This window comes from Herbiconiux sp. J20-20, assembly GCF_057365085.1.
The window spans coordinates 1047194-1072561 of record NZ_CP195122.1 but is presented as its reverse complement, the minus strand read 5'-3'; the positions used below and the strand labels follow the sequence as shown (position 1 = coordinate 1072561).

Sequence of the window (25368 nt, the reverse complement as noted above, 5' to 3'; positions counted from 1 at the left end):
AGGCTATCGGGGTGCGGCCCCCGCCGGGCCTCGGTCGACCAACGCGTCGAGCAGTTCCGCGAACTCCGACGACATCATCTGCGGTGTGTAGCGACGGGCATGCTCCAGCGCGCTGCGACGGGCGCGCCGCGACCGGTAGAAGCCGCTGCGCAGCAGTTCCGAGATGCTCGCGTCCGCGTCATCGATGTCGAAGAAGCGCACCCATGCCTCGTTCGCGAACGCGTCGACCAGCTGCGGCAGCCGCGGCAGGATGCTCGGCACCCCGTAGGTGGCCGCCAGCTCGACGGAGCCCGAGTTGAGCACGCGCCGGTACGGCACGACCATGACGTCGGCGGCCGAGAACCACGTTGCGACCTCGTCGTCGGGAATCGAGGCGGGCAGCACGGTGCGCGGAAACGAGGCGTGCTCCAGCCGGCGGAGGGTCTCCGTGACGTCCGGGGTCGGCTTCCCGGCGACCAGAAGCTGGCCGCGATAGCCGTCGGCGCGCGCCCGCTCCATGGCCGAGACGAGCAGCTCGACACCCTTGTAGGGACGGATGCGCCCGAAGAACAGCACCGCGTCCCGGCCCCGCTTCGCGCCGAGTGCGCGCCGCGCCGCGAATCGTCGGCGGCGCGGGCCATAGACGCCGAGGTAGCTCGAGTGGGGAATCCGCGCGACGGCGCGCGGTACCACGCCCGTCAGCGCCTCAGCGATCCCGGGGGCTCCGAGCACGTGGACCGTCGAGGCCAGCCCGCACAGCTCGCGCTGGAGGGAGCGCGCCGCCTCGGCGAACCGCGCATCGTGCGGGAGCTCGTTGTGCACCGTCCACACCACCTGGGCGCCGCGATCGCGCGCGCCGCGAAGCTCGGCGGCGAAGAGACCGGCGCGGCGCAGCGCGTCCGCGTCGTCCGTGGCGCCTTCCGTGATCGGGCCCGGCGAATGCAGGTGGAGCACGGTGGTCGACGTGGCCGCGCGGATCTCCTCCAGAAGGATCTCGGGGAACCGTGTGCCGCGGACCTCCCACCCGTCGGCGCGGACCTGCGTGCTCAGCAGGCGCTGGTACGGGTTTCCCTGCCATTCGGGGAAGGTCACGAGCGTTCGCGGCGCGCCCGTCGCCGCGGTGAGCGAGTCGAGTCGGGCGGGTCCCGTCATGCGAGGAGTCTTTCGGGTCGTCGAAAGCGTCGGCCCCCATTATCCGACATGCCCGCGCGGCCCGTCGAGCGCGCGGCGTCGGCTACACGAAGGCGGCGACCCCGGTCAGGGCGCGCCCCACGATGAGCGAGTTCATCTCCTTCGTGCCCTCGTAGCTGTAGAGCGCCTCGGCGTCGGCGAAGTGCCGCGCCGCACCGTAGTCGAGCACGATGCCGTTGCCGCCCATCGACTCCCGGGCCCAGGCGACGGTCTCACGCATCCGGCTGGTGGCATACGCCTTCGCCAGGGCCGCGTGCTCATCCTTCTGGGTGCCCTCGTCCTGCATGATCGACACCCGCGTGCACATCGCGATCGAGGCGGTGATGTTGCCCATCATGTTGGCGAGGTGCTGCTGGATGAGCTGGTGGTGGGCGATCGGCGTCCCGAACTGCTCGCGCTCGGTCGAATAGCGCAGCGCCGCCTCGAACGCGCCCACCGAGACACCCACGGCGGCCCACGCCACCTCGGCACGGGTGAGACGCAGCACGGCCGCGGTGTCGCGGAACGAGTTCGCGTTCTGCAGCCGCAGCTCTTCGGGGACGCGCACGTCGGTGAGGGTGATGTCGGCGTTCTGCACCATGCGCAGCGCGATCTTGTTCTCGATCTTGGTGGCGACGTAGCCGGGCGTCGAGGTGGGGACGATGAAACCCTTGACCTGACCGTCGGCGGTGTCCTTCGCCCAGATGACGGTGATGTCGCTGAAGGTGGCGTTGCCGATCCAGCGCTTGGCGCCGTTCAGCACCCACTCGTCGCCCTCGCGGGTGGCGGTGGTGCGAAGCCCGCGCGCCGAGTCGGAGCCGGAGAGCGGTTCGGTCAGCCCGAACGCGCCGATCACCTCGCCCCGGGCGAGCCGGGGGAGCCACTCGGCTCGCTGCTCGGCGCTGCCCGCGACGCCGATCGAGCCCATGGCCAAGCCGTTCTGGACGCCGACATAGGTCGAGATCGAGGCATCCACCCGCGACATCTCGAGCGCCGTCCAGCCGCGGTACAGAGCCGAGTTGTCGAAGCTCTTCGTCTCATCCCACTGCATGCCGAACACCGGCTGGGCGTGGAAGGCGGGAAGAAGGTGGCGCGGGAACTCGGCGCGCTCCCAGTGCTCGTCGACGATCGGCGCGACGTCGGCTTCGAGCCAGCTGCGCAGACCCGCGAGCGCCTCCTTCTCGGGCGCACTGAGCTGCTCCTCGAATCCGTAGAAATCGCTCACGAGGGGACTGAATGTCATGGTGGCCTCCGCCAGTGTCATCGTCGAACATCGGGAGCCTACGCGCGCGGCCCGGGCCGCCCAAGGGGATTGGTACTTTGGTGCAACGCCATCCGCCTGAGGAGACTCCGTGTTCGTCGAAATCACCAACACTCCGCGCGACTACGCCTGGGGTTCGCGCACCGCGATCGCGGAGCTCCTCGGGCGCGAGGCCAGCGGGGGGCCGGAGGCCGAGCTGTGGCTGGGGACCCACCCCGGTTCGCCGGCGCGCGTCGTGGGCGAGGAGCGCACGCTCGCCGAGGCGGTCGACTCACCGCTGCCGTTCCTGCTCAAGGTCCTTGCCGCGGGCGCACCGCTGTCGTTGCAGGCGCATCCGACGCCGGAGCAGGCGCGCGCCGGCTTCGAGCGGGAGAACGCGGCGGGCGTGCCCGCGGACGCGCCGTTCCGCAACTACAAGGACGTGCACCACAAGCCCGAGCTGATCTTCGCGCTGTCGCCCGAGTTCCGTGCGCTGAGCGGGTTCCGCACGGTCGCCGAGACGCGGTCCGTGCTCGCGCCGGTCGCCGAGGATGCCCGGATCGCCCCGCTGATCGAGCGGCTCGGTGACGACGGGGCGCTGCGCGAGGTCTTCGAGTGGCTGATCACGCGCGGCGATGGCGTCGACGAGCTGATCGCGGCCGTCGTCGAGGCGTCCGCCGTGTGCGAGGGCCCGTCGTGGCACACGGTGCGGAGCCTTGCCGAGCACTACCCGGGGGATCCGGGAATCGTGATCTCGCTGCTGCTGCACACCGTGGTGCTGAAGCGCGGCGAGGTGCTCTACCTGCCGGCCGGCAACATCCACGCCTATCTCGAGGGTCTCGGGATCGAGCTGATGGCCGCGAGTGACAACGTGCTGCGCGGCGGTCTCACCCCCAAGCACATCGACGTGCCCGAGCTGCTCAGCGTGCTCGACTTCCGGCCGCTGCCGGCGCCCTACCTCGCCCCCGAGGAGCCCGAGCCCGGGGTGCGCGTGTTCCGGCCCGACGTGCCCGACTTTCGACTCACGGTCGTGGATGAGGCCGCGCTCGGGCGCGGTGTGACGCTCCCGCTCTCGGGGCCGGCGATCGCGCTCGCCCTCGACGGCGAGATCCGACTCGGCGAGCACACGCTGGCCTCGGGTGCGAGCGCCTATCTGGATGGCGAGAGCCGGCTCGCGGCGTCCGGAGAGGGGATGCTGATTCTCGCCTCCTGACGGCGGGCGCGGCTCAGGCCGTGGCCTGCTCGCCGAAGGCGCGCCGGTAGCCGGTCGGGGTGGTCTGCAGGGTCTTCAGGAAGTGGTGGCGCATCACTGCCGCCGTGCCGAAGCCGACCCGCTGCGCGATCTGCTCGAGTCCGTTGTCGGTCTGCTCGAGAAGCTCCCGGGCGCGCAGGATGCGCTGCGCGTTGATCCAGGCCGCGGGGGTCTCGCCGACTTCGGCGCGGAAGCGCCGCGCGAAGGTGCGGGTCGACATCAGCGCGCGGCGCGCGAGCTGGTCGATCGTGAGGTCGTCGTCGAGGTGGCCGAGCATCCACTCCAGCACGCCGGCAAGCGAGTCGTCGGCGACCTCGACGACGGGGGTCGGGATGAACTGCGCCTGTCCGCCGTCGCGCTGGGGCGGAACCACCATGCGCCGCGCGATCACGTTGGTCGCGGTCGCCCCGTGCTCGACGCGCACCACATGCAGTGCGGCGTCGATGCCCGCCGCGGTGCCGGCGCCGGTGACGACCTTGCGGTCATCTACGTAGAGCACATTCGGGTCGACGGTCGTGTGCGGGTACTCGCGCTCGAGTCGATCCGAGTACATCCAGTGGGTCGTCGAGCGCCGTCCGTCGAGGATGCCCGCCTGGGCGAGCACGAACGCGCCGCTGCAGACGCTCAGCACCCACGCGCCGCGCGCCTCGGCGGCGCGGAGGGCGTCGAGGTAGCGCTCATCGATCGGTCCGATCGCCTGGGCAGTGACGGCGACGAGGTCGGCGTCGGCCGCTGCCGAGAGGTCGTCGGTGATCACCATGTCGAAGCCGAGGCTGGTGCGGACCGGGCCGGGTTCCGCGGTCGCGATGGTGAACTCGAAACGGGGGGCGCCGCTCGCGCTGCGATCGATCCCGAAGACCTCGCAGATGACACCGAACTCGAACGGCGCGACGCCGGGGATGGCGAGCAGGACGACTTTCTTGAGCACGATGCCTCCTGGCGGGAAATCGACGAACAGTGGCGATTCTGCCACTCGCGGCAGTTCTTCGCAATTCATAGATTTTCTGCCATGACCACGATTCTTCTGCTCCTGCTCGGCGCCGTCTCCCTCGTCTCCGTGATCGCGACGATCGTCGCGACCGCCCGCGACGGATATCGGCGGATTCCGACGCGGCTGCCCCGATAGCCTGGAGCCATGACCTGGCTTGTCACCGGCGGTGCCGGCTACATCGGCGCGCACGTCGCGCGCGCACTGCTCGAGGCTGAGATGGGGTGCGTGGTGCTCGACGACCTGTCCAGCGGCCGCGAGAGCTTCGTCCCCGCTGGCACGCCGTTCGTCCGTGGCAGCATCCTCGACGGCGGTCTCGTCGAGCGCACCCTCGACGATCACGACGTGACCGGCATCATCCACCTCGCGGGGTTCAAGTACGCCGGGGTCTCGGTGCAGCGGCCGCTGCACACCTACGAGCAGAACGTGACCGGGTTCGCCCGACTGCTCGCCGCCGCCGTCGATCGCGGCGTCGACCGGGTCGTCTTCTCGTCGAGCGCCGCCGTGTACGGCACGCCCGATGTCGACCTCGTCACCGAGGACACGCCCAAGGCTCCGCAGTCGCCGTACGGCGAGTCGAAGCTCATCGGCGAATGGATGCTGCGCGATCTCGCGGTGTCGAACGGTCTGCGCCACACCAGCCTGCGCTACTTCAACGTGGTCGGCTCGGGCGACCCGGCGGTCTACGACACGAGCCCGCACAATCTCTTCCCGCTGGTGTTCGACGCGCTCGTCGACGGCCGCACCCCGCGGATCAACGGGGAGGACTACCCGACTCCCGACGGCACCAACGTGCGCGATTACATCCACGTCGCCGACCTCGCGCTCGCCCATGTGGCGGCCGCGCGGCGTCTGGACGCGGGGGAGTCGCTCGAGACCGCGTACAACCTCGGCAGCGGAGACGGCGTCTCGGTTCGCGAGATCATGACGGCTGTCGCCCGCGTCACCGGCATGGACTTCGAGCCCGAGATCGGACCGCGCCGTGCGGGCGATCCGGCGCGGATCGTGGCCGCCGGCGAACTCGCCGCTCGCGACCTCGGCTGGCGGATGCGGCACTCCCTGGAGGAGATGGTGGAGAGCGCGTGGCGGGCTCGGCTCGCCGCAGCCGACACGCCCGGCGCGTCGTAACGGGCAAAACCCGTGCGACTAAATATGATGCGCGACTTGACGTGGGCTAATCACAACGGTGTAATTATCACCAACGATGCAGCGCCCGAACGGGAGCAACCATGGGGGAGCGTCGCGAGAGGAGGGTGACATGGCCGCGAACGAGTATCGCCCCAATGTCCCCAATGACTGGTTCGTCGATCCGGTGCGCCTGGGGGTGCCGGGACTGCGACCGATCGCTGCCGACGACGACGAGAACGCCCTCTCCTGGCAGAGCGACGCGCTCTGCGCCCAGACCGACCCCGAGGCCTTCTTCCCGGAGAAGGGCGGCTCGACCCGCGACGCGAAGAAGATCTGCACCACCTGCGAGGTGAAGGCCGAGTGCCTCGAGTACGCCCTCGCCAACGACGAGCGCTTCGGCATCTGGGGCGGCCTCTCCGAGCGTGAGCGCCGCCGCCTTCGGCGCAGCCGCACCGCCTGACCCGTCCCGAGATGCGGCGTCCGCGCGCTGAGTGATCTCCCGGCCGTGCGTGTCGTCCGGTCCGCGCGGCGCGCACCCGCTTAGCCTTCACTCGATGCAACCCCGAGTCACCGCGATCCTGGTCGTCCGCCGCGACGATCGCGGCCTCGACCGCGCGCTCGCGGCGATCAGCGCCCAGACCCGACGGCTCGACGCCCTCATCACGGTGGATGCGGCGGTCGACACCCACATCACCGAGTCGCTCGCGACGGCCGCCCCGACCCGTCAGGTCTCGGCGCGCGGCACCGCCCTCGGTGACGTGCTGGCCCCCGCGCTGCGCGCCCTCGGGCCGGTCGAGTCGCGCGACGAGTGGCTGTGGCTGCTCACCGACGACAGCATCCCTGCACCCGACGCGCTCGAGCGGATGCTGGCCGCACTCGAGATCGCGCCCTCCGTCGCCGTCGCCGGTCCCAAGCTCGTCGACCCTGACGATCCCGACATGCTGCGCTCGTTCGGTGAGACGGTGTCCCGCTGGGGCGCGACCGTCCCGCTCGTCGAAGACGAGCTCGACCAGGCGCAGTACGACCGCGGCCCCGACGTGCTGGCCGTCCAGACGTCGGGCATGCTCGTTCGTCGCGCGGTCTTCGATGAGGTCGGCGGGTTCGATCCTGGGCTGCCGCACGTGGATGCCGGTCTCGATTTCTGCGTCCGTGTCCGCCTCGCCGGCCATCGCGTCATCCGCGTCGCGGGAGCCCGCGTGGGGCGCGCGGTGCGGCCGGAGGACGCGGCGCGGCGCTCGCCCGCCTCCGCCTCGACGCGTCGTCGACTCGCTCGCGTCGCACAGCTGCACCGTCGACTGGTCTGGGCACCGGGCTGGGCTCTTCCCTGGCTGTGGCTCGCCCTGGTGCCGACGGCGTTCGTGCGCGCCCTCGGTCAGCTGCTGGCCAAGCGCCCCGGCGCGGTGTTCGGCGAGATCGGGGCCGCGCTGCGTGCCGCTTTCGACGGAACGGTGCCCGGAGCCCGCATCCGACTGCGCCGCGGTCGGCGGGTCGGCTGGGCCGCGATCGCGCCGCTGCGCATGTCGTGGGCCGAACTGCGCGAACGCCGAGCGGCCTCGCGCGAGCGCCAGCGCGAGGCGCGCGGGCAGAAGCTCGAGATCGTGCGCACCGGCTTCGTGGCGGGCGGCGGGGTGGCGCTGCTGGTGGTGTTCGCCGTGCTCGGGACGGCGATGCTGTGGCGACTGGTCGGCGCCGACGCGCTCACCGGCGGCGCGCTGCGCCCCCTGAGCGCGACCGTCGAGCTCCTCTGGTCGAACGTCGTGGGCCGATCCGCCGACACGGTCCTCGGCTGGGCGCCCGCCGATCCGTTCACCGTCGTGATCGCCGTCCTCGGGTCGCTCACCTGGTGGAATCCGTCCCTCGCACTCGTCGCCCTGTGGTTCGCCGCGATGCCGCTCGCCGCACTCGGGGCGTGGTGGTGCGCGACGCGAGTCAGCGAGCGGGTGGCGCCTCCGCTGGTCGCCGCCGTGCTGTGGGGCCTCGCGCCCCCGCTGATCTTCGCGCTCGCCGACGGGCGGCCCGGTGCATTGCTCGCGCACGTGCTGATCCCGTGGCTGGTGTTCGCCGGCATCGAGGCGGTGCGCTCGTGGAGCGCCGCTGCCGGGGCCGCACTGCTCTTCGCGGCGGTCGTGGCGTGTGCGCCCTCGCTCACCCCGGCGCTCCTGCTGCTGGTGCTGCTGGCAGCCGCCCTGCGTCCCCGCTCCGCCCTGCGGCTGGTCGGAATCCCCGTGCTCGGCCTGGTGATGCTCGCGCCGCTCGCCGTCGTGCAGGTCACGCGCGGCACCCCGTTCGGGATCTTCGCCGACCCCGGTGTCGCGGCGACGTTCGCGCCGCCGAGTGGCTGGGAGCTGCTCCTCGGGCGTCCCGCCGGGGGACTCGACTCCTGGGGCGCGGCCCTCGGGCTGGTCGGTGTCGACGGATCGCTTGCCGCGCTGGCGAGCGTCGCGCTGCCGGCGGTGCTGCTGATGCCGCTCGGGCTCGTCGCCCTGCTCGCCGTCGTCCTGCCGGGAGCGCGTCGCGCGATTCCGGCGCTCGGCATCGGGCTGGTCGGGCTGGCGACCGCGGTCGCGACCGCCCACCTGACCGTCGCCACCGCGGGCGCCGCCGCCGTCACGCCGTGGCCCGGTTCGGGGCTCAGCCTCTACTGGTTCGGGCTCGTCGCCGCGGCCGTGCTGGCGATCGACGCGCTCCGACCGATCTCGGTGGTCGCGGCGACCGTGCTCATCGCCCTCGCCCTCGTGGGGGTGGCGCCCGCCATCGTCACCCTGGCCCTGGATGACTCCGCCGTCGTCAGCGCGGGGGAGCGCACGCTGCCAGCGCTCGTCGCCGCCGAGGCGGCGGGGGATCCGAGTCTCGGCACCCTCGTGATCGAGGCCCAGGCCGACGGCTCGATCGCGGCCCGCATCGAACGCGGGGCCGGCACGACGCTGGATGCCACCTCGACTCTCGATGCAACCGACCTCGCCGATGACGCGGCGCTGCGCACCGACGAGGAGCTGCTGCTGGCGGAGCTGGCCGGCAATCTGGCCTCGTTCGGAGGGTTCGACCCCGCGCCGGCGCTCGAGGAGTTCGGAATCGGGTACCTGCTGCTGCCGACCGCCGAGGGAGCCGCGGCGTCGACCGCTCAGCGCGTCACGGAAGCGCTCGATGCGAATTCGCAGCTGGTGGCGATCGGAGAGACGTCATCCGGGGCGCTGTGGCGCACCGAGGTTCCGCGCGCGACGGCGGCAGAATTCGAGTGGGCGGGCACGGTCTCGCGCGGCGTGCTCGCGCTGCAGGCCGGCATCCTCCTGATCGCGCTGCTGCTGGCGCTGCCGACGGGCCCGCGTCGTCGCGTGGTGAGCCCTGCCGTGCTGCCGGGCGAGGATCCGGCGGACACGTTCGCGGAGGACGACAATGCCTGAGACGACGGGGCCTGAGACGACGCAGCCCGGGACCACGGAGCCCGAGACGACGCGGCCTGAAACGACGCGGCCTGACGCGACGCGGAGCGACGCGGTGCCGCCTGAGCTCGCGGAGGCCCCGGCCGAGCGACACGACTCCGGCGCCGTTCGCCGCGCGGTCCGGCTGGGCGGTCGCATCGCCGCCGGTGCCGTCGCGCTCGCCGTCGCGGCCGCGACCGTCGCGGTTGTCGGGCTCTTCCCGCTGCCGAACCTCGGGGCGACCCCCGCCGGGATCGTTGTCACTCCGGAGCCCGCCGACCAGTTGCGGGTCTGCTCCGGCGGGCTCGTGCGGTTCGGCGACGAGACGGGCGGGAACGCCGAGACGGCGGTCGCGGTGTCGAGTGCGGAGCTGGTGGCGGCGGCGGTCGGCGCTGCGGTGAGCGAGACCGCTCTCGCCGATCCGGGCCTCGACCTGAACGGTCTTGATGCCGCGCCCATCGTCATCTCGGCGCCCGCCGGCGAGGGGGTGCTGGTGGCCGGCGCCACCGCGCAGACCTCCGCGGTGGCCGGCTTCTCGGGGCTTGCGGCCTCGCCGTGCGTCGAGCCGAGCGGCTCGACCTGGCTGGTTGGCGGCTCCTTGAGCGTCGGGCGCAGCACGGCCCTCGTGCTCACCAACCCGAGCGACGTCGATGCCGAGGTGACGCTTCGGCTGTGGGGCGAGACCGGCATCCTCACCGCGCCCGGACTCAGCGGGATCTCCGTTCCCGCGGGGGCGCAGCGCGTGGTGTCGCTCGCCGGTTTCGCGCCCGGGGTCGCCTCGCCCGTGGTCGAGGTCGAGGCGCGCGGCGGGCGGATCACGGCGGCCCTCCAGCAGTCGATCGTGCGAGGCCTGGACGACGGCGGCGTCGAGATCATCGGGTCGACGGCTGAGCCGAGCACCTCGCTCGTGATCCCCGGCGTGCGGATCGAGGACTCGCTGGGTGTGAGCCGGGCCAGCGCTCGCGACGACTGGGGTGACGCGACCGCAGCGATTCGGCTGCTGATCCCTGGCGAGGTGGAGGGCTCGGTCACCGTGCGCGTCGTCGCGGAGGCGAGCGATGACGCCGCAGCCGAGGTGGTGTCGACCTTCGAGCTCGACCTGGATCCTCAGCGGGTCGCCGAGGTCGATCTCGGCGCCGGGATCGCCGCCGAGGCGCTGTCCGCGCTCCCCGACGGCCTCTACACCGTCTACGTCGATTCCGAGGTTCCCATCGTTGCCGCGGCACGAGCGACGACGGCGGTCGACACGGGCTCGGGCGACGACGAGGACGCGCTCAGCCCGGTCGTCGCGGCGCCGGCGAGCGACTTCGCCTGGTTCGCCGCCGCACCGGCGCTGCCGGCCGACCTGCTCGTCGCGGTCGCGGATGCGGCACGACCGATGCTGACGCTCGTGAACCCGACCGACGGCGCCGCCGCCGTCACCGTCGCCACGGTCGGCGGAACCGCGGCGGAGTACGACGTCGCGGCGGGCTCGTCGGTCTCAGTGTCCGTGACGGCGGGCGCCACGCTTCGGGTGAGCGGCACCGCCGGGCTGAGGGCTTCGCTCAGCTACGCCGACGCGGGCGAACTCGCCTCGGGCGTACTCGTCGGGTCGCGGCCGCTCGCCGACCCGATCACCGTCTACCCGTAGCGGTTGGCCGGCGCGCGAACGCGACGGCGCAGCGGGGCTCAGAAGTGGCGGTAGCGCTCGGGAGCGATGTCCCACGGATCCTTGCCGAGCAGTTCGGCGACGGCGCGGAACACACAGCTCTCGATGAGCGAGCGACGATGCCAGTCGTCGTCCCGGTGCAGCCGGGTGAGACGCTCGATGGGGATGCGGTAGAGCACGATCGCCCGCGCCCGCCGGTCGACCTGCCAGCGATCCACGCCCGAGGTCGCGAGCGGCCCGGTGGGCGCGTTGGCGATGTGCACCGTCACGTTCGCCAGCTCGTTCGGCCACAGGTCCCGCACGTATTCCAGCGCCGACGACACGCAGTTGTCGAAGAACCCGACCCGCGACCGCAGCAGCGGAAGATGGGGGCCCGTCACCGCGGAGCGCAGTCCGCGCCCGTGCCGGTCGCGGCCCCGACCACGGGCGACCGAGTCGAGGGAACGGGAGACCGGGCGGGGCATGTCGCCAGTGTACGACGCGGATCGCGGGGTAGCCTGGCACTCGTGACGAGTCGGCCGTGCAGCAAGGTCGCCTGCGGCGAGGACGCCGTGGCGACGCTGACCTACGACTACGCGGACGCGATGGCGGTGCTCGGCCCGCTCGCCGGTCGGCACGAACCGCACAGCTACGACCTGTGCGCGCGCCACGCGGAGCGGCTCTCGGCCCCGCAGGGCTGGCAGGTCGTGCGGCACTCGATCTCGCGCAACACGGTCGCCTGAGGCGGCGTCGGGGCCGCGCAGGTAACACGGCGCAGAACCTTGCGAGAATAGGCACATGACAACGCCCGCTGCCTCCACCCGTTCGCCGTTCAAGGTCGCCGATCTCGGTCTCGCCGAAGCAGGACGTCACCAGCTCCGGCTCGCCGAGAACGAGATGCCCGGGCTCATGGCCCTGCGCGAGGAGTTCGCCGAGAGCGCGCCGCTCGCCGGCGCGCGCATCGCGGGCTCGCTGCACATGACGGTGCAGACCGCCGTGCTGATCGAGACGCTCGTGGCGCTCGGAGCCCAGGTGCGCTGGGCGAGCTGCAACATCTTCTCCACGCAGGACGAGGCGGCCGCCGCGGTCGCCGTCGGCCCGACCGGCACCGCCGAAGCCCCCGCGGGCATTCCGGTGTTCGCCTGGAAGGGCGAGAGCCTGGAGGAGTACTGGTGGGCGACCACGCAGATCTTCGACTGGAGCGCCGAGGCCGCTGCCGTGGGCGAGGACTTCGTCGGCCCGAACATGATCCTCGACGACGGTGGCGACGCCACGATGCTGGTGCTCAAGGGGCGCGAGTTCGAGCTCGCCGGGTCGGTGCCGCAGCCGGAGGCCGACGCCAGCGGCGAGTGGCGCGTGTTCCTCGAGACCGTGCGCCAGACGATCGAGGCGGAGCCGGGTCGATGGACGCGCGTCGCGGAGGAGATCCAGGGCGTCACCGAGGAGACCACCACCGGTGTGCACCGCCTCTACGAGCTGCACCGCGAGGGCGGGCTCCTGTTCCCGGCGATCAACGTCAACGACTCGGTCACCAAGTCGAAGTTCGACAACAAGTACGGCATCCGGCACTCACTGCCCGACGGCCTGAACCGCGCCACCGACGTGCTGATGGGCGGCAAGGTCGCCTTCGTCGCCGGTTACGGTGACGTCGGCAAGGGCAGCGCCGAGGCGCTGCGTGGCCAGGGCGCGCGCGTCATCGTGAGCGAGATCGACCCGATCAACGCCCTGCAGGCGGCGATGGACGGCTTCCAGGTCGCGCGCCTGGAGAGCGTCATCGACCAGGTCGACATCCTCGTCACCGCGACCGGCAACAAGGACGTGGTCACTCTCGACCACCTGCTGGGGCTCAAGCACCAGGCGATCGTCGCGAACGTCGGCCACTTCGACAACGAGATCGACATGGCCGGTCTCGAGTCGCTGCCGGGCGCGGAGCGCATCCAGATCAAGCCGCAGGTCGACGAGTGGCGACTGCCGCACGGTCGCAGCATCCTCGTGCTCAGCGAGGGCCGGCTGATGAACCTCGGCAACGCGACCGGCCACCCGTCGTTTGTGATGTCGAACTCGTTCACGAACCAGGTGCTCGCCCAGATCGAGCTGTACACGCGCGGCGAGGAGTACCCGGTCGGCGTGTACGTGCTTCCCAAGCACCTCGACGAGAAGGTGGCGCGTCTGCACCTGGATGCCCTGGGCGTCGAACTGACCCGCCTCACCCCCTCGCAGGCCGCCTACATCGGCGTGGAGGTCGACGGCCCCTACAAGGTCGACCACTACCGCTACTAGGTCGCGCGGCGGCTCGACTCAGCCGCGCTCGGGAAAGCCGTGCGGGCGATCCCGCAGCGCGGCGTCGAGTCGGTGCAGCCGCTCCGCCTCGAGGGCGAGCGCGGCGGCCTCCCGTTCGCGGCGCACCACCGTGACGCCGGCGAGCAGCAGCTCGGGGTCGACGTCGGGAATCGGCGACACGTAGACGGCGATCTCGGCGGCGAGCCCCTGCGCGACGGCGGTCCGCCGTTCCGGCGTGAACTTGCCCGCGTGGGCGAGGAACTGCGCGATGCGTCGTGAGAGGGCGTCGGGCAGCCGGGCGACGTCGGCGACGCTCGCCCACGCGGTGAGCTCCGCCGGCACGCCGAATACCGGGGTCACGGCGCGGTCGACCCGCTCGTACTGCGCGTAGGTTCCGGCGAGCAGATCGCCGAGCCGCTTGCTGCGCTCGCTCAACAGTCCGACGATGGCCGCCAGGCCGCCGAGGGTCATGTAGGTCTCGAGCACGCCGACCAGTGCGCGGATGGCGGCGTGGCGGAACCCGATCGCACCCCCGTCGTCGCGCACGATGCGGGCGCCCACGGCGAGCTTGCCGAGCGACTTGCCTCGGCTGAGCGTCTCGACGAGCACCGGGATCACGACGATGCAGAGCACGAGCGACGCGATCGCGATGATGGTGAACACGGCCTCCTCGGCCCCCGACTCGGAGGCGAGGAAGGCCAGGCCGAGCCACAGCACCAGATAGACCAGCACCAGTGCGACGAAGTCGATGATGGCTCCCGCCGCCCGCAGGGCGAAGCCCGCCGGTCGAAGGTCGAGCCCCACCGCCTCGCCGGTCAGCAGCTCGCGGCGGTCGAGGTCGTCGACGGGCTCGTCGGAACCAAGGTGAGTCGGTGTCACCGCGCGTTCCATGTGGTTATCCTGACAGCAGATGGACCTCGACGCCTACTCTGCCGCCCACCGTGCGGACTGGGATCGGCTTGCCCAGGTGGCGAAGCAGCGGACGCTCGACGGGGCTGTGGCCGACGAGCTGATCGAGCTGTATCAGTCCGGGGCGACGCAGCTGTCGGCGATGAAGACGACGGTCGGTGAGTCCGTTCCCGCAACGCGGCTGTCGCTCGCGCTGTCGCGCGCGCGACTGCGATTCACCGGAGCTCCGAGCAACCCGCTGGAGCAGGTGACCCGCTTCTTCGCGCTCCAGCTTCCCGCCGCGCTGTACCGGATCCGCTGGGCGACGCTCGCGGTCGCGTTCGCGACGGTCGCGATCGCCGCGGCGTACGCGGTGTGGGTGGCGAACGATCCCGCCGTGTTCGCCTCGCTCGGCCCGGAGGCGACGCTCCGGCGCTACGCCGAACAGGAGTTCGTCGCCTACTACTCGAACAACTCCGAGGCGGCCTTCGCCGGGCAGGTCTGGACGAACAACGCCTGGATCGCGGCCCAGTGCATCATGTTCGGGATCGTCGGCGTCTGGGTGCCGTACGTGATCTTCAGCAACGCGCAGGGGCTCGGCATCACCGCCGCGATCATGGACCACTACGACCGGCTGGACCACTTCTTCCTCTACATCGCCCCGCACGGCCAGCTCGAGCTGTACGCGATCTTCCTCGCGGCGGCCGCGGGGCTGCTGATCTTCTGGTCGTGGGTCGCCCCCGGCGGTCGCACGCGCGCGCAGGCGCTCGCCGAGGACGGCCGCGCCTTCTTCACGATCGTCGTGGGGACCGCGCTGGCGCTGCTCATCTCGGGGGTCATCGAGGGCTACGTCACACGGCAGGACTGGCCCTGGGCGATCAAGATCGGCATCGGCACGGTCGCGCTCGCCGTCGTCGTCTTCTACCAGTGGGGTGTGGGCCGCCGTGCCGTCCGCGCGGGGGAGACCGGCGATCTCACGGAGTTCGAGTCGGGGTCGCGCGAGATCGTCAGCGCCTGAGCCGCGCCTCGGCCGCGCCACGACGACGACGGGCCCGACGCTCGCGCGCCGGGCCCGTCGATGGTCAGTCGGTGCTACTTGCGGCCGAGCACGGCCTTGAAGGTCGCGCCGGCGACCAGACCGCCGAGCACGGGGACCAGCAGGAACACCCACAGCTGCGCCAGCGCGTCGGGACCGCCGAAGGCGGCGGTCGCCAGCGAGCGCGCGGGGTTCAGCGAGGCGTTCGAGACCGGGATCAGCACCAGGTGGAACATGGTGAGCGCGAGTCCGATCGCCAGCGGCGCGAAGCCGGCGGTCGTCGCCCCGGGCGCGGTCACGCCGAGGATGACCCAGACGAAGATCAGCGTTGCCACGAACTCGGCGACGACGACGGCGACGACGTCATAGCCGCCGGGCGAGAACGCCCCGAAGCCATTCGAGACCGCGCCGAAGTTCGGGCTCGTGCCGGTGCCGGATCCGATCACGAACAGCACGACGGCGGCGAGAAGACCACCGACGAACTGCGCGCCCAGGTACGGAGCGACGTCCTTCCACGGCATCCGTCCGGCGGCGGCGGCGCCGAACGAGACGGCCGGGTTGAAGTGCCCGCCCGAGATGTGGCCCACCGCGTAGGCCGAGACCATGACGGCGAGGCCGACGCCGAGGGCGACGGCGAGCGGGCCGGTGGCGCTCGAGATGAACAGCGCGGCGCCGATGACGCCGAAGACGAGCATGAAGGTTCCGAAGGTCTCGGCGATCAGGCGCGAGAGCATCGAGGGGGACGAGGTGGCGTCAGCCATGAATGATTCCGTTTCTACGTGCTGGATTGAGCGCGCCCAGGCTACCGCCCGTCCGGGCGATTGCCGCAGCGTCAGAGCCGTCCGGCGGCCTTCAGCTCAAGGTAGCGGTCGGCGACGGCCGGCGGCAGCTCGGCAGGGGTCGAGGTGACGACCTCGGCGCCCGACTGACGGATGGCGGCGGCCACCCGTGCCGCGTCGAGCAGCGCGCGCTCGGCGGCCGCGGCACGGTACACCTCGCTCCGGCTTCCACGCTGCGCGGTTGCCGCCTGGATCTCCGGGTCGGTGACCGAGGCCACGAGCACGGTGTGGTGACGGGTGAGCTGCGGCAGCGCCGACAGCAGGGCGCGCGAGGAGCCCGGGGTGTCGATGGAGGTGAGCAGCACGACCAGGGCGCGGTGCGGGGTGACATGTCGCACCAGGCCGGGCACGGCGCTCCAGTCGGTCTCGATCAGGTCGGGCTCGATCGGCGCCATCACGTCGACCATGCGCGACAGCAGCTCCGGACCGGTCGCACCCTGAACCCGCCCGCGCACCCGGCGATCGAAGACCACGAGGTCGACGTGGTCGCCCGCGCGGCTCGCGAGCGCGGCGAGCAGGAGGCTCGACTCGAACGCCGTGTCCAGGCGCGGCTCACGGTCGATTCGCGCGGCCGAGGTGCGACCGGAGTCGATCACGATGACGACGCGGCGGTCCCGCTCGGGTCGCCAGGTGCGCACCACGAGCTGTAGACCGCCGCCCGCCGGGTCGCGCCGCCGGGCCGTCGCCCGCCAGTCGATCGAGCGCACGTCGTCGCCGCGCACATACTCGCGCAGCGAGTCGAACTCGGTGCCCTGCCCGCGCAGCATCACGCTGGTGCGCCCGTCCAGCTCGCGCAGCCGGGCGAGGCGCGACGGCAGATGCCGACGCGAGTGGAACGGCGGCAGCACGCGGATCGCACCGGGGGCCAACAGCGTCGCCTGGCGGGCCGCGAGTCGCAGCGGTCCGAACGCGCGCACGGTCACGTGGGCGGCGCGGCGCTCCCCGCGGCGCGTGGGCGTGAGGGTCGTCGTGAGAGCGCGGCGTTCGCCCGCGGGGATCACGACGCGCCGACGGGCGGGGGAGGCTCCCGCGGAGGGCTGCCAGGCATCGCGCACGATGCCGTGGATCGCGCGCCGGCCCTCGTTGGCGATCAGCAGGCTCGACGGAGCAGACTCGCCCAACCGCACCCGCGCCGGGGTCTCGCGCGAGATCCGCAGCGCGCGGGGCGACCCCGCCGCGAGCAGATCGACGGCGGCGAGCGCGACGCACAGCGCGAGCCAGCCGAGCAGGCCCCAGGGGCCCCCGACCGCGACCGTGGGAACCGCTCCCAGCGCGAGGAGCGCGACGAACCATCCGGAGAGAGCCATGCGCTTAGATCGGAACCTGGACCTGCTGCAGGATCGAGCGCAGCACGGAGTCGGCGGCGACGCCCTCCAGCTCGGCCTCGGGTCGCAGCTGGATGCGGTGGCGCAGCACCGGGATCGCCATCGCCTGGATGTGATCCGGCGTCACCCCGCTGGAGCCGGTGAGCCACGCCCAGGCGCGGGCGGCGGCGAGCAGTGCCGTGGTGCCGCGCGGGCTGACGCCCAGCCGCACCGAGGGGCTCTGGCGCGTCGCGCGCGCCAGGTCGACGGCGTAGCCGAGCACCTCGGGCGCGACGGTCACGGTGCGCACGTCGGCCTGCGCGGCGGCCAGCCCGGCGGCGTCCAGCACCGGCCGGACCCCGGCCGCGTCGAGGTCGCGCGGGTTGAACCCGGCGGCGTGGCGTGCCAGCATCTCCGTCTCGTGGTCGCGCTCGGGAAGCTCGAGCACCAGCTTCACCAGGAACCGGTCGAGCTGCGCCTCCGGCAGCGTGTAGGTGCCCTCGTACTCGATCGGGTTCTGGGTGGCGGCCACCAGGAACGGCTCGGGCAGGGCGCGCGTCACGCCGTCGGTCGAGACCTGCCGCTCCTCCATCGCCTCCAGCAGCGCCGACTGCGTCTTCGGCGGGGTGCGGTTGATCTCGTCGGCGAGGAGGATATTGGTGAACACCGGCCCCTCGCGGAACTCGAACTCGCCGGACTTCGGGTCGAACACGACCGAGCCGGTGATGTCCCCGGGCATCAGGTCGGGGGTGAACTGCACGCGGTGCGTCTGCAGGTTCAGCGTCTGGCTGAGGGTGCGCACCAGCAGGGTCTTGGCGACCCCCGGCACGCCCTCCAGGAGCACGTGGCCTCCGGCCAGGAGCGCGATCAGGATGCCGGTGACGGCGCCGTCCTGACCGACGACGGCCTTGCCGACCTCGGTGCGGACCTGCGCGAAGGCGTCACGGAGCTGAGCGGAATCGGTCATGGTCCTCATTCTTTCGGGCTGGTGCGGGTGTGCGGAGCAGTGGTGAACCGGGCGATGTCCTGCTCGAGCCGGTTCAGGTCGTCGGAGAGCCGGAGCAGCTCGGCATCGGAGTGCGGCAGGGCGCCGACGAGCAGGTCGCCGAGCTCGGAGCGGTCGCGGCCGGTGAGCGCGGAGACGGCGGCCACAATCTCGTCCACGGTGGCGGTGCGCGACAGTCCGACGCGCGCGGCGAGGCGCCCGAGGGCGGCCATCCGCAGCGCGTCCAGCGCGTGCAGGCGCGCGTTGGCACGCTCGTACAGCCGTGCGCGCCCCTCCATCGTCTCGCTCGAGCGCACGATCACCGGCAGCCGTTCGCGCACCAGCGGGCCGAACCGGCGACCGCGCCAGACGCCCGCGGCGACGGTGACCAGCACGGCGAGGATCGCCAGCGGCGTGACCCAGGTCGCCGTGAGGTCGAGAATCGTGGGGAGCTCGTCGCCCGCCCGCAGGTCGTCCACCCCCGGCACGTACCAGACGAGCGTCGCATCCTCGCCGAGCAGATTGAGGGCGAGGGCCGCGTTGCCGGAGAGCAGGATCTCGTCGTTGGTGAGCAGCGAGGTCGCCCCCAGCAGGACGAGCTCGCGGTCGTCGCGGGGAATCTCGATCAGGGCGACGATGTCGTCGTCGGTCGTGAAGCAGCCGACGGCACCCGAGGCGGCGTCGAGGATGCGGTAGCCGAATCCGCTGCCGCGGATCTCGCCCGCGCGCTCCGCGGCCGACACGGTGCAGTCCGCGTTCAGGCGCTCGTCGGAGTCGAGCGCGTTGCCGGCGAGCCCGATCTCGGGCGCGAGATCGGCGGTCGCGGTGAGTCCCGGCTCGAGGACGACGAGTCGGGCGGTCGTGCGCGCAACGCGCGCGCGCTGCTCCTCGTCGAGCACCGCGTCGCGGTCGTGCAGGACGACGGTGGCACTCTCCGCCGCGTCGACGAACCCGCGCATCTCGGTGAGGCTCGTCGCGAGGTGCACCGTGACCCCCTGCTCGCGGAGCACCTCCACGAGCGCACGCGTTCCGTCGGGGGCGGCGCTCTCCGGATCCAGCCAGTTCGCCCCGGTGCTCGCGCCGCGTTCGGTGAGAAGCGCCACGACGCCGACCAGCACGATCAGCGCGACTCCGACGATCCAGAACCGGGCTCGCGCTCCCGTTCGGCGAAGCGTCGGGGTGAGCACCTTCGGTGCGGTCGCCGCGCTCACGCGGTCGGTCCTGTCGTCTCGGGCGCGGCGACGCGGGCGGCCCGCAGCTCGTTCTCGAGCGCGCGCAGCGCCTCCCACTGGGTGCGCGTGCCGGGCTGGTCGAGGTAGCGCACGGCATCGAAGTCGCTCGCGCTCGACTCAAGGCGGTCACGCGCCGAGGGGAACACCGCGCCGGCCTGCGCGGCGAAGCCGTGCGCCGTCGTGCCCGGGAACAGCGAGACGAGAGTGCGCTCGCTGAGGCCGCGCGCGAGCGCCCGGTAGAGCTCGGCCAGCGCCAGCGTGAAGTCTCCCCGGGCGGCGGCCTGCTCGGCGGCGCGCCGCAGCGCGGCGGAATCGCGCGTGTCCTCGTCTCCGAACAGCGATTCGGGCGCGGCGCTGCGCCGGTTCCGGCGAGGCGCCCCATAGATCCAGAACGCCACCAGCACCACGAGCAGCACGATGGCGAGCAGGACCACCAGCCACCAGGGGAAGCCGCCCTCGCCGGGGGTGAACCGGAGCGATTCGAACCACTCGCGCACCTGCTGAGCGAGCAGGTCGAACCACGTCGGGCGCGCGGCCTCGTACGCCGGGTCGGCGAGCTCGCGCAGCAGCCAGTCGCGCGCTTCCGGTGCGTCCGGGTCGACGGGGACTTCCCGCGGACCTGCGCCGAGCAGTCGGTGCATGCCTCAGCTCGCGGCCGGCGAGCCGAACGACGGCGAACCCGGGGCGGGCGCCGCGTACGGGTCGGCGACGCTCTCGCCGCGCTGGCGCGCCTCGACGGTCCGCGCCAGCTCCAGGTCGAGTCCCTCGGTGCGGAAGCGCAGGTCGAGGTACAGCAGCGAGGAGGTCGCCGTCTGCACCACGAGGGTGATGGCGCCGACGACCGCCGAGACCAGGAAGAGCACGAGGTAGCTGATGATCGTGATCGCGATGAACCCCGACTCGTCCATTCCGGACGGGGCGATGAACGTCGTGCCCAGCCCGAACAGCAGACTCACCGGAGTCGTCACGACCTGGCCCGCGATCGAGAGCATGACGCTGACCAGCAGAACGATGCCGAACACGCGCCAGAACGAACCGCGGATGAGGGTCCACGATCGCGTGACGGCGGCCGCCAGGCGGCGCCGCTCCAGCACCAGCGCAGCCGGCACGAAGAGCAGCTTGGTCGACAGCCAGGCGACCAGCACGGCCCCACCGAGGAACGCGATGATGCCGACCAGCACGCTGAGGATGACGCCCGCGTCGCCGAGGAGGCTGAGGCCCGCGATCAGGACGATCACGACCAGCACCGCGACCGCCAGCGCCGAAGCCAGCACGAACGCCCACCCGATGAGTGCGCCGAGGCGGCCTCGAAGGTGCGCCCAGAGGCCGCGGAAGCCGAGCTTCTCCCCGAGGGTGGCGCGTGCCACCTCGGCGACGATGATGCCCTGCAGCACCGCCGTTCCGATGATCGACAGCAGCACCGCGAGCAGCACGCCGACGACGCCGAGGGCGACGCCGCCCGCCACGAGCGCGTCCTGGTCGGCCGCGGACTGCGCCGACTCGATGCGTCCGATCGACCACGCGGTGACCGCGCCGGTCACCAGCAGGGTGAGCAGCACCGTCGCCAGCGAGATGAGCAGCGCCGGCCCGAGCGTCGGCTTCGGGTTGCGCCGCAGCACCTGGAACGAGGCGCCGAGGATCGTCCCGAGGGTCATCGGGCGCAGCGGCACGAGTCCCGGCTTCGGCGGCGGGGCCCAGCCGTTCGCGCCGCCGGGCGCGGCGGCCGCCGGCCCGGAGGCGCCCGCGGTCGCGGCACCCGGATCAGGGGTCGCGTGATACGGCGAGGCTGCGGGCTCTCGCGGCGCATCCGGGGCATGCCACTGATGGTCGTCGGTCACGGCGGTCCCTCCCGTGGGCAGAATCCCGGCTGATGCGGGCAACACTCACGTTCATGTTCTCACGCTCGACTACGCTGGAGCGAAAGTTCAACGCGATCCGAAACCCCGGGTCGCCTTGGGAATCGGCGAGGTTCATGAGCGCGCGCATCCTGGTGGTCGACGACGACCCGGCGATTGCCGAGATGATCGGCATCGTGCTGCGGGGCGAAGGCTTCGAGCCGTCCTTCGCGGCCGACGGCACGTCCGCGCTCAGCATCTTCCAGGAGGTGCGTCCCGACCTCGTCCTGCTCGATCTGATGCTGCCCGGCATCGACGGCATCGAAGTCTGCGCGCGCATCCGCGCCGAGAGCGGCGTGCCGATCATCATGCTCACTGCCAAGGGCGAGCCGACGGATGTGGTCGTCGGGCTGGAGAGCGGCGCCGACGACTACGTCGTCAAGCCCTTCAACCCGAAAGAGCTCGTCGCGCGCATCCGCACCCGGCTGCGTCCGACCCTGCCGACGACGAGCGAGACGGTGGAGATCGGCGACCTGACGATCGATGTGGCGGCACACGAGGTGCGACGTGGCGACGACAAGCTGTCGCTGACGCCGCTCGAGTTCCAGCTGCTGCTGGCGCTCGCCGCGAAGCCCCAGCAGGTGTTCACGCGCGAGATGCTGCTCGAGCAGGTCTGGGGCTATCACTACAAGGCCGATACGCGCCTGGTGAACGTGCACGTGCAACGCCTGCGCGCCAAGGTCGAACACGATCCCGACAACCCCCGCATCGTCACCACCGTTCGCGGCGTCGGCTACCGCGCGGGCGCCGTGAGCTGAGGAGAACCCGGTGCGGTTCGACGGGCGCGAATGGCTCGAGCGTCTGGGGCGGCGCTGGCGCGGCTCGCTGCAGCTGCGCACGATCTTCCTGACGGTGGCGCTGTCGACGCTGGCGGTCACCATCATCGGCCTGTTCGTCACGGCGAGCGTCCGCTCGAACCTGTTCGAGTCGCGCCGCGACCTCCTGCTGGATGAAGCCGGGCGCGCCACCCTGCTGGCGCAGCAGGAGTTCACGCAGGCGGGGGAGTCGACGAGCGACGGCGACCTGGTCGGCGCCCAGGAGTCCGCGATCCTGGCGGTGCGGAACACCGTCTCGACCGACCCGCTGATCGCCTTCCTGCGCGTGCCCGGCCAGGAGGGCCCCGTGCTGCTGGAGGGGGCGCAGAGCCCCAACTTCAGCGACACGCTCGTCTCGACCGAGCTCGCCGAGAGCACCACCGGCTCGGCCGGAACCGAGCTGTCGTGGCAGTCGATCGTCATCCCCGACGGCGTCGGCGACGAGACCACCCCCGGCATCATCGTCGGCAGTCTGCTCACGGTTCCGCAGGCCGGGCTCTACCAGCTCTACATCGTCTACGACCTCGCCGACGTGCAGGGCACCCTCGACTTCGTGCAGCTCACCCTCGTCATCGGCGGCGCCGCCCTCGTGCTGCTGATCGGCCTGGTCAGCTACCTCGTGGTGCGATTGGTGGTCGGGCCGGTGCGCGTCGCGGCCGCCACCAGCGAGAAGCTCGCCGACGGACAGCTCGAGGAGCGTCTGCCCGAGCGCGGCCAGGACGAGCTGGCGACGCTGGCGCGCTCCTTCAACCGGATGGCGGACAGCCTGCAGCGCCAGATCCGCCAGCTGGCCGAGCTCTCGCGGCTCCAGCAGCGCTTCGTGAGCGACGTCTCGCACGAGCTGCGCACCCCGCTGACGACGATTCGGCTCGCCGGTGATGTGCTCTACGACAAGCGCGCCGCCTTCGAGCCGGCGACCGCCCGCACCGCCGAGCTGCTGCACGCCCAGACCGAGCGCTTCGAGGTGCTGCTGGCGGACCTGCTCGAGATGAGTCGCTACGACGCGGGGGCGGTCACGCTCGAGACCGAGCCGACCAACCTGGTGCGCCTCGTCGAAGATGCGATCGAGGCGATGACACCGCTCGCGGCGGAGCGCGGCAGCGACATCCGCCTGGTCGCCCCCGGCGGCTACTTCGAGGCCGAGGTGGATGCGCGCCGCATCCGCCGCATCCTGCAGAACCTGCTCGGCAACGCCATCGACCATGGCGAAGGCCGACCGATCGTCGCCTACGTCGACAGCGACGCGACCGCGATCGCCATCGCGGTGCGCGACTACGGCGTCGGCATGGAGCCCGAGCAGCTCGATCGGGTGTTCGACCGCTTCTGGCGCGCCGACCCCTCGCGACAGCGCCGCACGGGCGGCACCGGGCTCGGGCTCGCGATCTCCCTCGAAGACGCGGTGCTGCACGACGGGGTGCTCGAGGTGTGGAGCGAGCCGGCCCAGGGCACCTGCTTCCGGCTCACGCTGCCCCGGTCTCCCGGCGACCGCGTGCTCGGATCGCCGCTCGACCTTCCGCCGGACGACTCGGTCGAGCTGCGACCGACCGACGGACTGGAGGCGCCGAAGTGAGCCGGACCCGTTCTCGCTGGTGGTGGCGCGCGCTCGCGGCGCTCGCGGTCGTCGGCGTGCTCTCCGGATGCGTCCGCATCCCCGACTCCAGCGGCGTCAGCACGGTCGCGATCCCCGACGAGGGAGACACCGAGGCCCTGCTTCCGGTTCCGGAAGGGCCGGCGGTCGGCGCCACCCCGCGCGAGATCCTGATCGGCTTCCTCCGCGCCGGCCGTGGTCCGCAGAACAGCTATGCCGTCGCCACCGAGTACCTGACCGACTCGTTCGCGGCGGAGTGGCGACCGAACGCGGGCGTGCTCGTCAGCACCTCGGCGGTCGTCCCCACCGAGACCGACACCGGGCTTCAGGTGAGCCTCGAGGTGACGGCCGAAGTCGACTCCACGGGGCACTATGACCTCGCCGGCGCGGGCTCGAGTCGCCAGCTGGCCTTCGAGTTCGTGCAGGAGGACGGCGAGTGGCGCATCTCGGCGGCTCCCGATGGGACGGTGCTGTCGCCGACCTTCTTCGAGCTGCTGTTCGAGCCGGTCGAGCTGTACTACTTCTCGCCCGACTTCCAGTTCCTGGTTCCCGAGCTGCGCTGGTTCCTGGTGTCGCGGACGATCTCCAACCGGATCGTCGATGAGCTCATCGCGGGCCAGTCTCCGCTGCTCGACTCCGGGGTGCTCATCACGGCCGTCCCGAACGGCCTGGAGCGTCTCGAGAGCGTCGACATCGAGTCGGGCACCGCGACGGTCACCCTGAGCTCCGACATCCTGGCGGTCTCCAGCTCGACCCAGTGGCGCATCCTGCAGCAGCTCACGGCGAGCCTGGGCTCGCTCAGCGATGTGCACAGCGCCGCCGTCATCTCGGGCGGCTTCCCCGCCGATATCTCGGAGGCCGGCGGCACTGCCGACCGCTTCCTCCAGGTGGACCCGATTCCGGTCGGGATGCTGGCGGGCAGCTTCGGCTCGATCGGCGAGTCGGAGGTGCGGCCGTTGGATGAGATCGGCACGGCGATCGACTCGCTCGGCGCCACGGCCGCCAGTGTCAGTCGCGATCGGTCGACGGTCGCCGTGCTCACCGCCGACGGCGTGAGTCGCGTGACCGCCGACGGCGTCGAGCTCGCCGCCGCGGGCACGGGGCTGATCGCGCCCGCCATCGACCCGTGGGGCTACATCTGGACGGGCCCCGAGGATCAGCTGGAGCAGCTCTTCGCGATCTCGCCGGAGGGCGTCGCGCTGCCGATCGGCATCGGGATCGAGGGACGCGTGATCGGCGTCAAGGTGTCGCGTGACGGCACCCGTGTGGTCTTCGCCGTCGCGACCGACGACGGATCGCGGCTGGTGGTCGCCGGCATCGTGCGGGATGCGAACGGTGCTCCGATCGCCATCGTCGAGTCCACCCTGGTCTCCGTCGGGTCGGGCGAGCTGCTCGACCTGAGCTGGGTCGACGGCACGACGATCGCGCTGCTGCTGCGCTCGGGGCAGTCCACGACGGTCTCCACGGCGACCCTGGGTGGTCGGCTGGAGAGCCTGGGCTTTGTCGAGAACGGCGTGCAGATCGTCGGCGGCAACGGGGTCGAGGGAATCCGCGTGCTCGGCGCCGACGGCATCGTCTCTCGACCCAGCGGCGACTCGAGCTGGCTCGACACGGGACTGCGCGCCTCCTTCCTCGCGACGCAGCAGTAGCGGTCTCCCCACCTGCTCTCGGCTCTGCGCCGACCGGGCGCACCCGTGGCGACA

Annotated in this window: 22 protein-coding genes; 11 read left to right on the top strand and 11 right to left on the bottom strand. The window is 71.9% G+C overall.

Annotated features, from left to right (window positions below; all coding sequences use genetic code 11):
• Positions 1-3: 3 nt before the first annotated feature.
• Positions 4-1131 carry a glycosyltransferase gene (locus tag ACR3ZA_RS05205; protein WP_473660811.1) on the bottom strand — a complete coding sequence of 376 codons (1128 nt, stop codon included), beginning with the start codon at positions 1129-1131 and terminating at the stop codon, positions 4-6.
• 82 nt (positions 1132-1213) lie between these two features.
• A complete protein-coding gene (locus ACR3ZA_RS05200) occupies positions 1214-2392 on the bottom strand; it encodes an acyl-CoA dehydrogenase family protein (protein ID WP_473660809.1) in 1179 nt (392 codons plus the stop codon).
• 109 nt (positions 2393-2501) lie between these two features.
• Here ACR3ZA_RS05200 and manA point away from each other — a divergent pair, with 109 nt between their 5' ends.
• Positions 2502-3602 (top strand): mannose-6-phosphate isomerase, class I, encoded by a 1101-nt coding sequence (gene manA, locus ACR3ZA_RS05195; protein WP_473660807.1) that lies wholly within the window; start codon positions 2502-2504, stop codon positions 3600-3602.
• Between the two features lie 13 nt (positions 3603-3615).
• Here the strand turns inward: manA and ACR3ZA_RS05190 are convergent, their stop codons facing one another.
• A complete protein-coding gene (locus tag ACR3ZA_RS05190; RefSeq protein ID WP_473660805.1) occupies positions 3616-4569 on the bottom strand; it encodes a helix-turn-helix domain-containing protein in 954 nt (317 codons plus the stop codon).
• A gap of 207 nt (positions 4570-4776) precedes the next feature.
• On the opposite strand from ACR3ZA_RS05190, the gene galE reads away from it, so the two are divergent.
• From galE to ACR3ZA_RS05170, 4 genes are all read left to right on the top strand, one after another.
• Positions 4777-5757 carry a UDP-glucose 4-epimerase GalE gene (gene galE, locus ACR3ZA_RS05185; RefSeq protein ID WP_473660802.1) on the top strand — a complete coding sequence of 327 codons (981 nt, stop codon included), beginning with the start codon at positions 4777-4779 and terminating at the stop codon, positions 5755-5757.
• A 130-nt stretch (positions 5758-5887) separates the two neighbouring features.
• Positions 5888-6217, top strand: a complete 330-nt coding sequence (locus ACR3ZA_RS05180; protein ID WP_473551313.1) for a WhiB family transcriptional regulator — start codon at positions 5888-5890, stop codon at positions 6215-6217.
• Positions 6218-6311: 94 nt separating this feature from the next.
• Positions 6312-9158 (top strand): glycosyltransferase, encoded by a 2847-nt coding sequence (locus tag ACR3ZA_RS05175; protein WP_473660800.1) that lies wholly within the window; start codon positions 6312-6314, stop codon positions 9156-9158.
• A 94-nt stretch (positions 9159-9252) separates the two neighbouring features.
• On the top strand, positions 9253-10806 hold the full coding sequence (locus ACR3ZA_RS05170) for a DUF5719 family protein (protein WP_473660798.1): 1554 nt from the start codon (positions 9253-9255) through the stop codon (positions 10804-10806).
• Between the two features lie 38 nt (positions 10807-10844).
• Here the strand turns inward: ACR3ZA_RS05170 and ACR3ZA_RS05165 are convergent, their stop codons facing one another.
• Positions 10845-11288: a metallopeptidase family protein gene (locus tag ACR3ZA_RS05165; RefSeq protein ID WP_473660796.1), complete on the bottom strand. Its 444-nt coding sequence runs from the start codon at positions 11286-11288 to the stop codon at positions 10845-10847.
• Between the two features lie 42 nt (positions 11289-11330).
• On the opposite strand from ACR3ZA_RS05165, the gene ACR3ZA_RS05160 reads away from it, so the two are divergent.
• A complete protein-coding gene (locus tag ACR3ZA_RS05160) occupies positions 11331-11546 on the top strand; it encodes a DUF3499 family protein (protein ID WP_473551298.1) in 216 nt (71 codons plus the stop codon).
• 55 nt (positions 11547-11601) lie between these two features.
• Positions 11602-13083 carry an adenosylhomocysteinase gene (gene ahcY, locus ACR3ZA_RS05155; protein WP_473660794.1) on the top strand — a complete coding sequence of 494 codons (1482 nt, stop codon included), beginning with the start codon at positions 11602-11604 and terminating at the stop codon, positions 13081-13083.
• Positions 13084-13101: 18 nt separating this feature from the next.
• Here the strand turns inward: ahcY and ACR3ZA_RS05150 are convergent, their stop codons facing one another.
• Positions 13102-13974, bottom strand: coding sequence for an RDD family protein (locus ACR3ZA_RS05150; RefSeq protein WP_473660792.1), 873 nt, complete (start codon positions 13972-13974; stop codon positions 13102-13104).
• 19 nt (positions 13975-13993) lie between these two features.
• On the opposite strand from ACR3ZA_RS05150, the gene ACR3ZA_RS05145 reads away from it, so the two are divergent.
• On the top strand, positions 13994-14989 hold the full coding sequence (locus ACR3ZA_RS05145; RefSeq protein WP_473660790.1) for a stage II sporulation protein M: 996 nt from the start codon (positions 13994-13996) through the stop codon (positions 14987-14989).
• A gap of 74 nt (positions 14990-15063) precedes the next feature.
• Here the strand turns inward: ACR3ZA_RS05145 and ACR3ZA_RS05140 are convergent, their stop codons facing one another.
• From ACR3ZA_RS05140 to ACR3ZA_RS05115, 6 genes are all read right to left on the bottom strand, one after another.
• Positions 15064-15768, bottom strand: coding sequence for an aquaporin (locus tag ACR3ZA_RS05140; protein ID WP_473660787.1), 705 nt, complete (start codon positions 15766-15768; stop codon positions 15064-15066).
• A gap of 71 nt (positions 15769-15839) precedes the next feature.
• Positions 15840-17153, bottom strand: coding sequence for a DUF58 domain-containing protein (locus ACR3ZA_RS05135; RefSeq protein ID WP_473660786.1), 1314 nt, complete (start codon positions 17151-17153; stop codon positions 15840-15842).
• Positions 17154-17157: 4 nt separating this feature from the next.
• Complete coding sequence (locus ACR3ZA_RS05130) at positions 17158-18117, bottom strand: AAA family ATPase (protein ID WP_473660783.1); 960 nt, start codon at positions 18115-18117, stop codon at positions 17158-17160.
• A 5-nt stretch (positions 18118-18122) separates the two neighbouring features.
• Positions 18123-19346: a DUF4350 domain-containing protein gene (locus ACR3ZA_RS05125; RefSeq protein ID WP_473660781.1), complete on the bottom strand. Its 1224-nt coding sequence runs from the start codon at positions 19344-19346 to the stop codon at positions 18123-18125.
• Entirely contained in the window at positions 19343-20008 is a 666-nt protein-coding gene (locus tag ACR3ZA_RS05120; RefSeq protein WP_473660779.1) for a DUF4129 domain-containing protein, read from the bottom strand. Before ACR3ZA_RS05120 ends, ACR3ZA_RS05125 begins: the two co-directional genes overlap by 4 nt.
• 3 nt (positions 20009-20011) lie before the next feature.
• Positions 20012-21205: a DUF7847 domain-containing protein gene (locus tag ACR3ZA_RS05115; RefSeq protein ID WP_473660777.1), complete on the bottom strand. Its 1194-nt coding sequence runs from the start codon at positions 21203-21205 to the stop codon at positions 20012-20014.
• 134 nt (positions 21206-21339) lie between these two features.
• Here ACR3ZA_RS05115 and mtrA point away from each other — a divergent pair, with 134 nt between their 5' ends.
• Genes mtrA through ACR3ZA_RS05100 form a run of 3 tightly spaced genes read left to right on the top strand, consistent with a single transcriptional unit; the run spans position 21340 to position 25314 of the window.
• Entirely contained in the window at positions 21340-22020 is a 681-nt protein-coding gene (mtrA, locus tag ACR3ZA_RS05110; protein WP_473660775.1) for an MtrAB system response regulator MtrA, read from the top strand.
• 10 nt (positions 22021-22030) lie between these two features.
• Complete coding sequence (mtrB, locus tag ACR3ZA_RS05105) at positions 22031-23647, top strand: MtrAB system histidine kinase MtrB (RefSeq protein WP_473660773.1); 1617 nt, start codon at positions 22031-22033, stop codon at positions 23645-23647.
• Positions 23644-25314 (top strand): LpqB family beta-propeller domain-containing protein, encoded by a 1671-nt coding sequence (locus ACR3ZA_RS05100; RefSeq protein ID WP_473660771.1) that lies wholly within the window; start codon positions 23644-23646, stop codon positions 25312-25314. The genes mtrB and ACR3ZA_RS05100 overlap by 4 nt, the downstream gene beginning before the upstream one ends.
• The last annotated feature ends 54 nt before the right edge of the window (positions 25315-25368 follow it).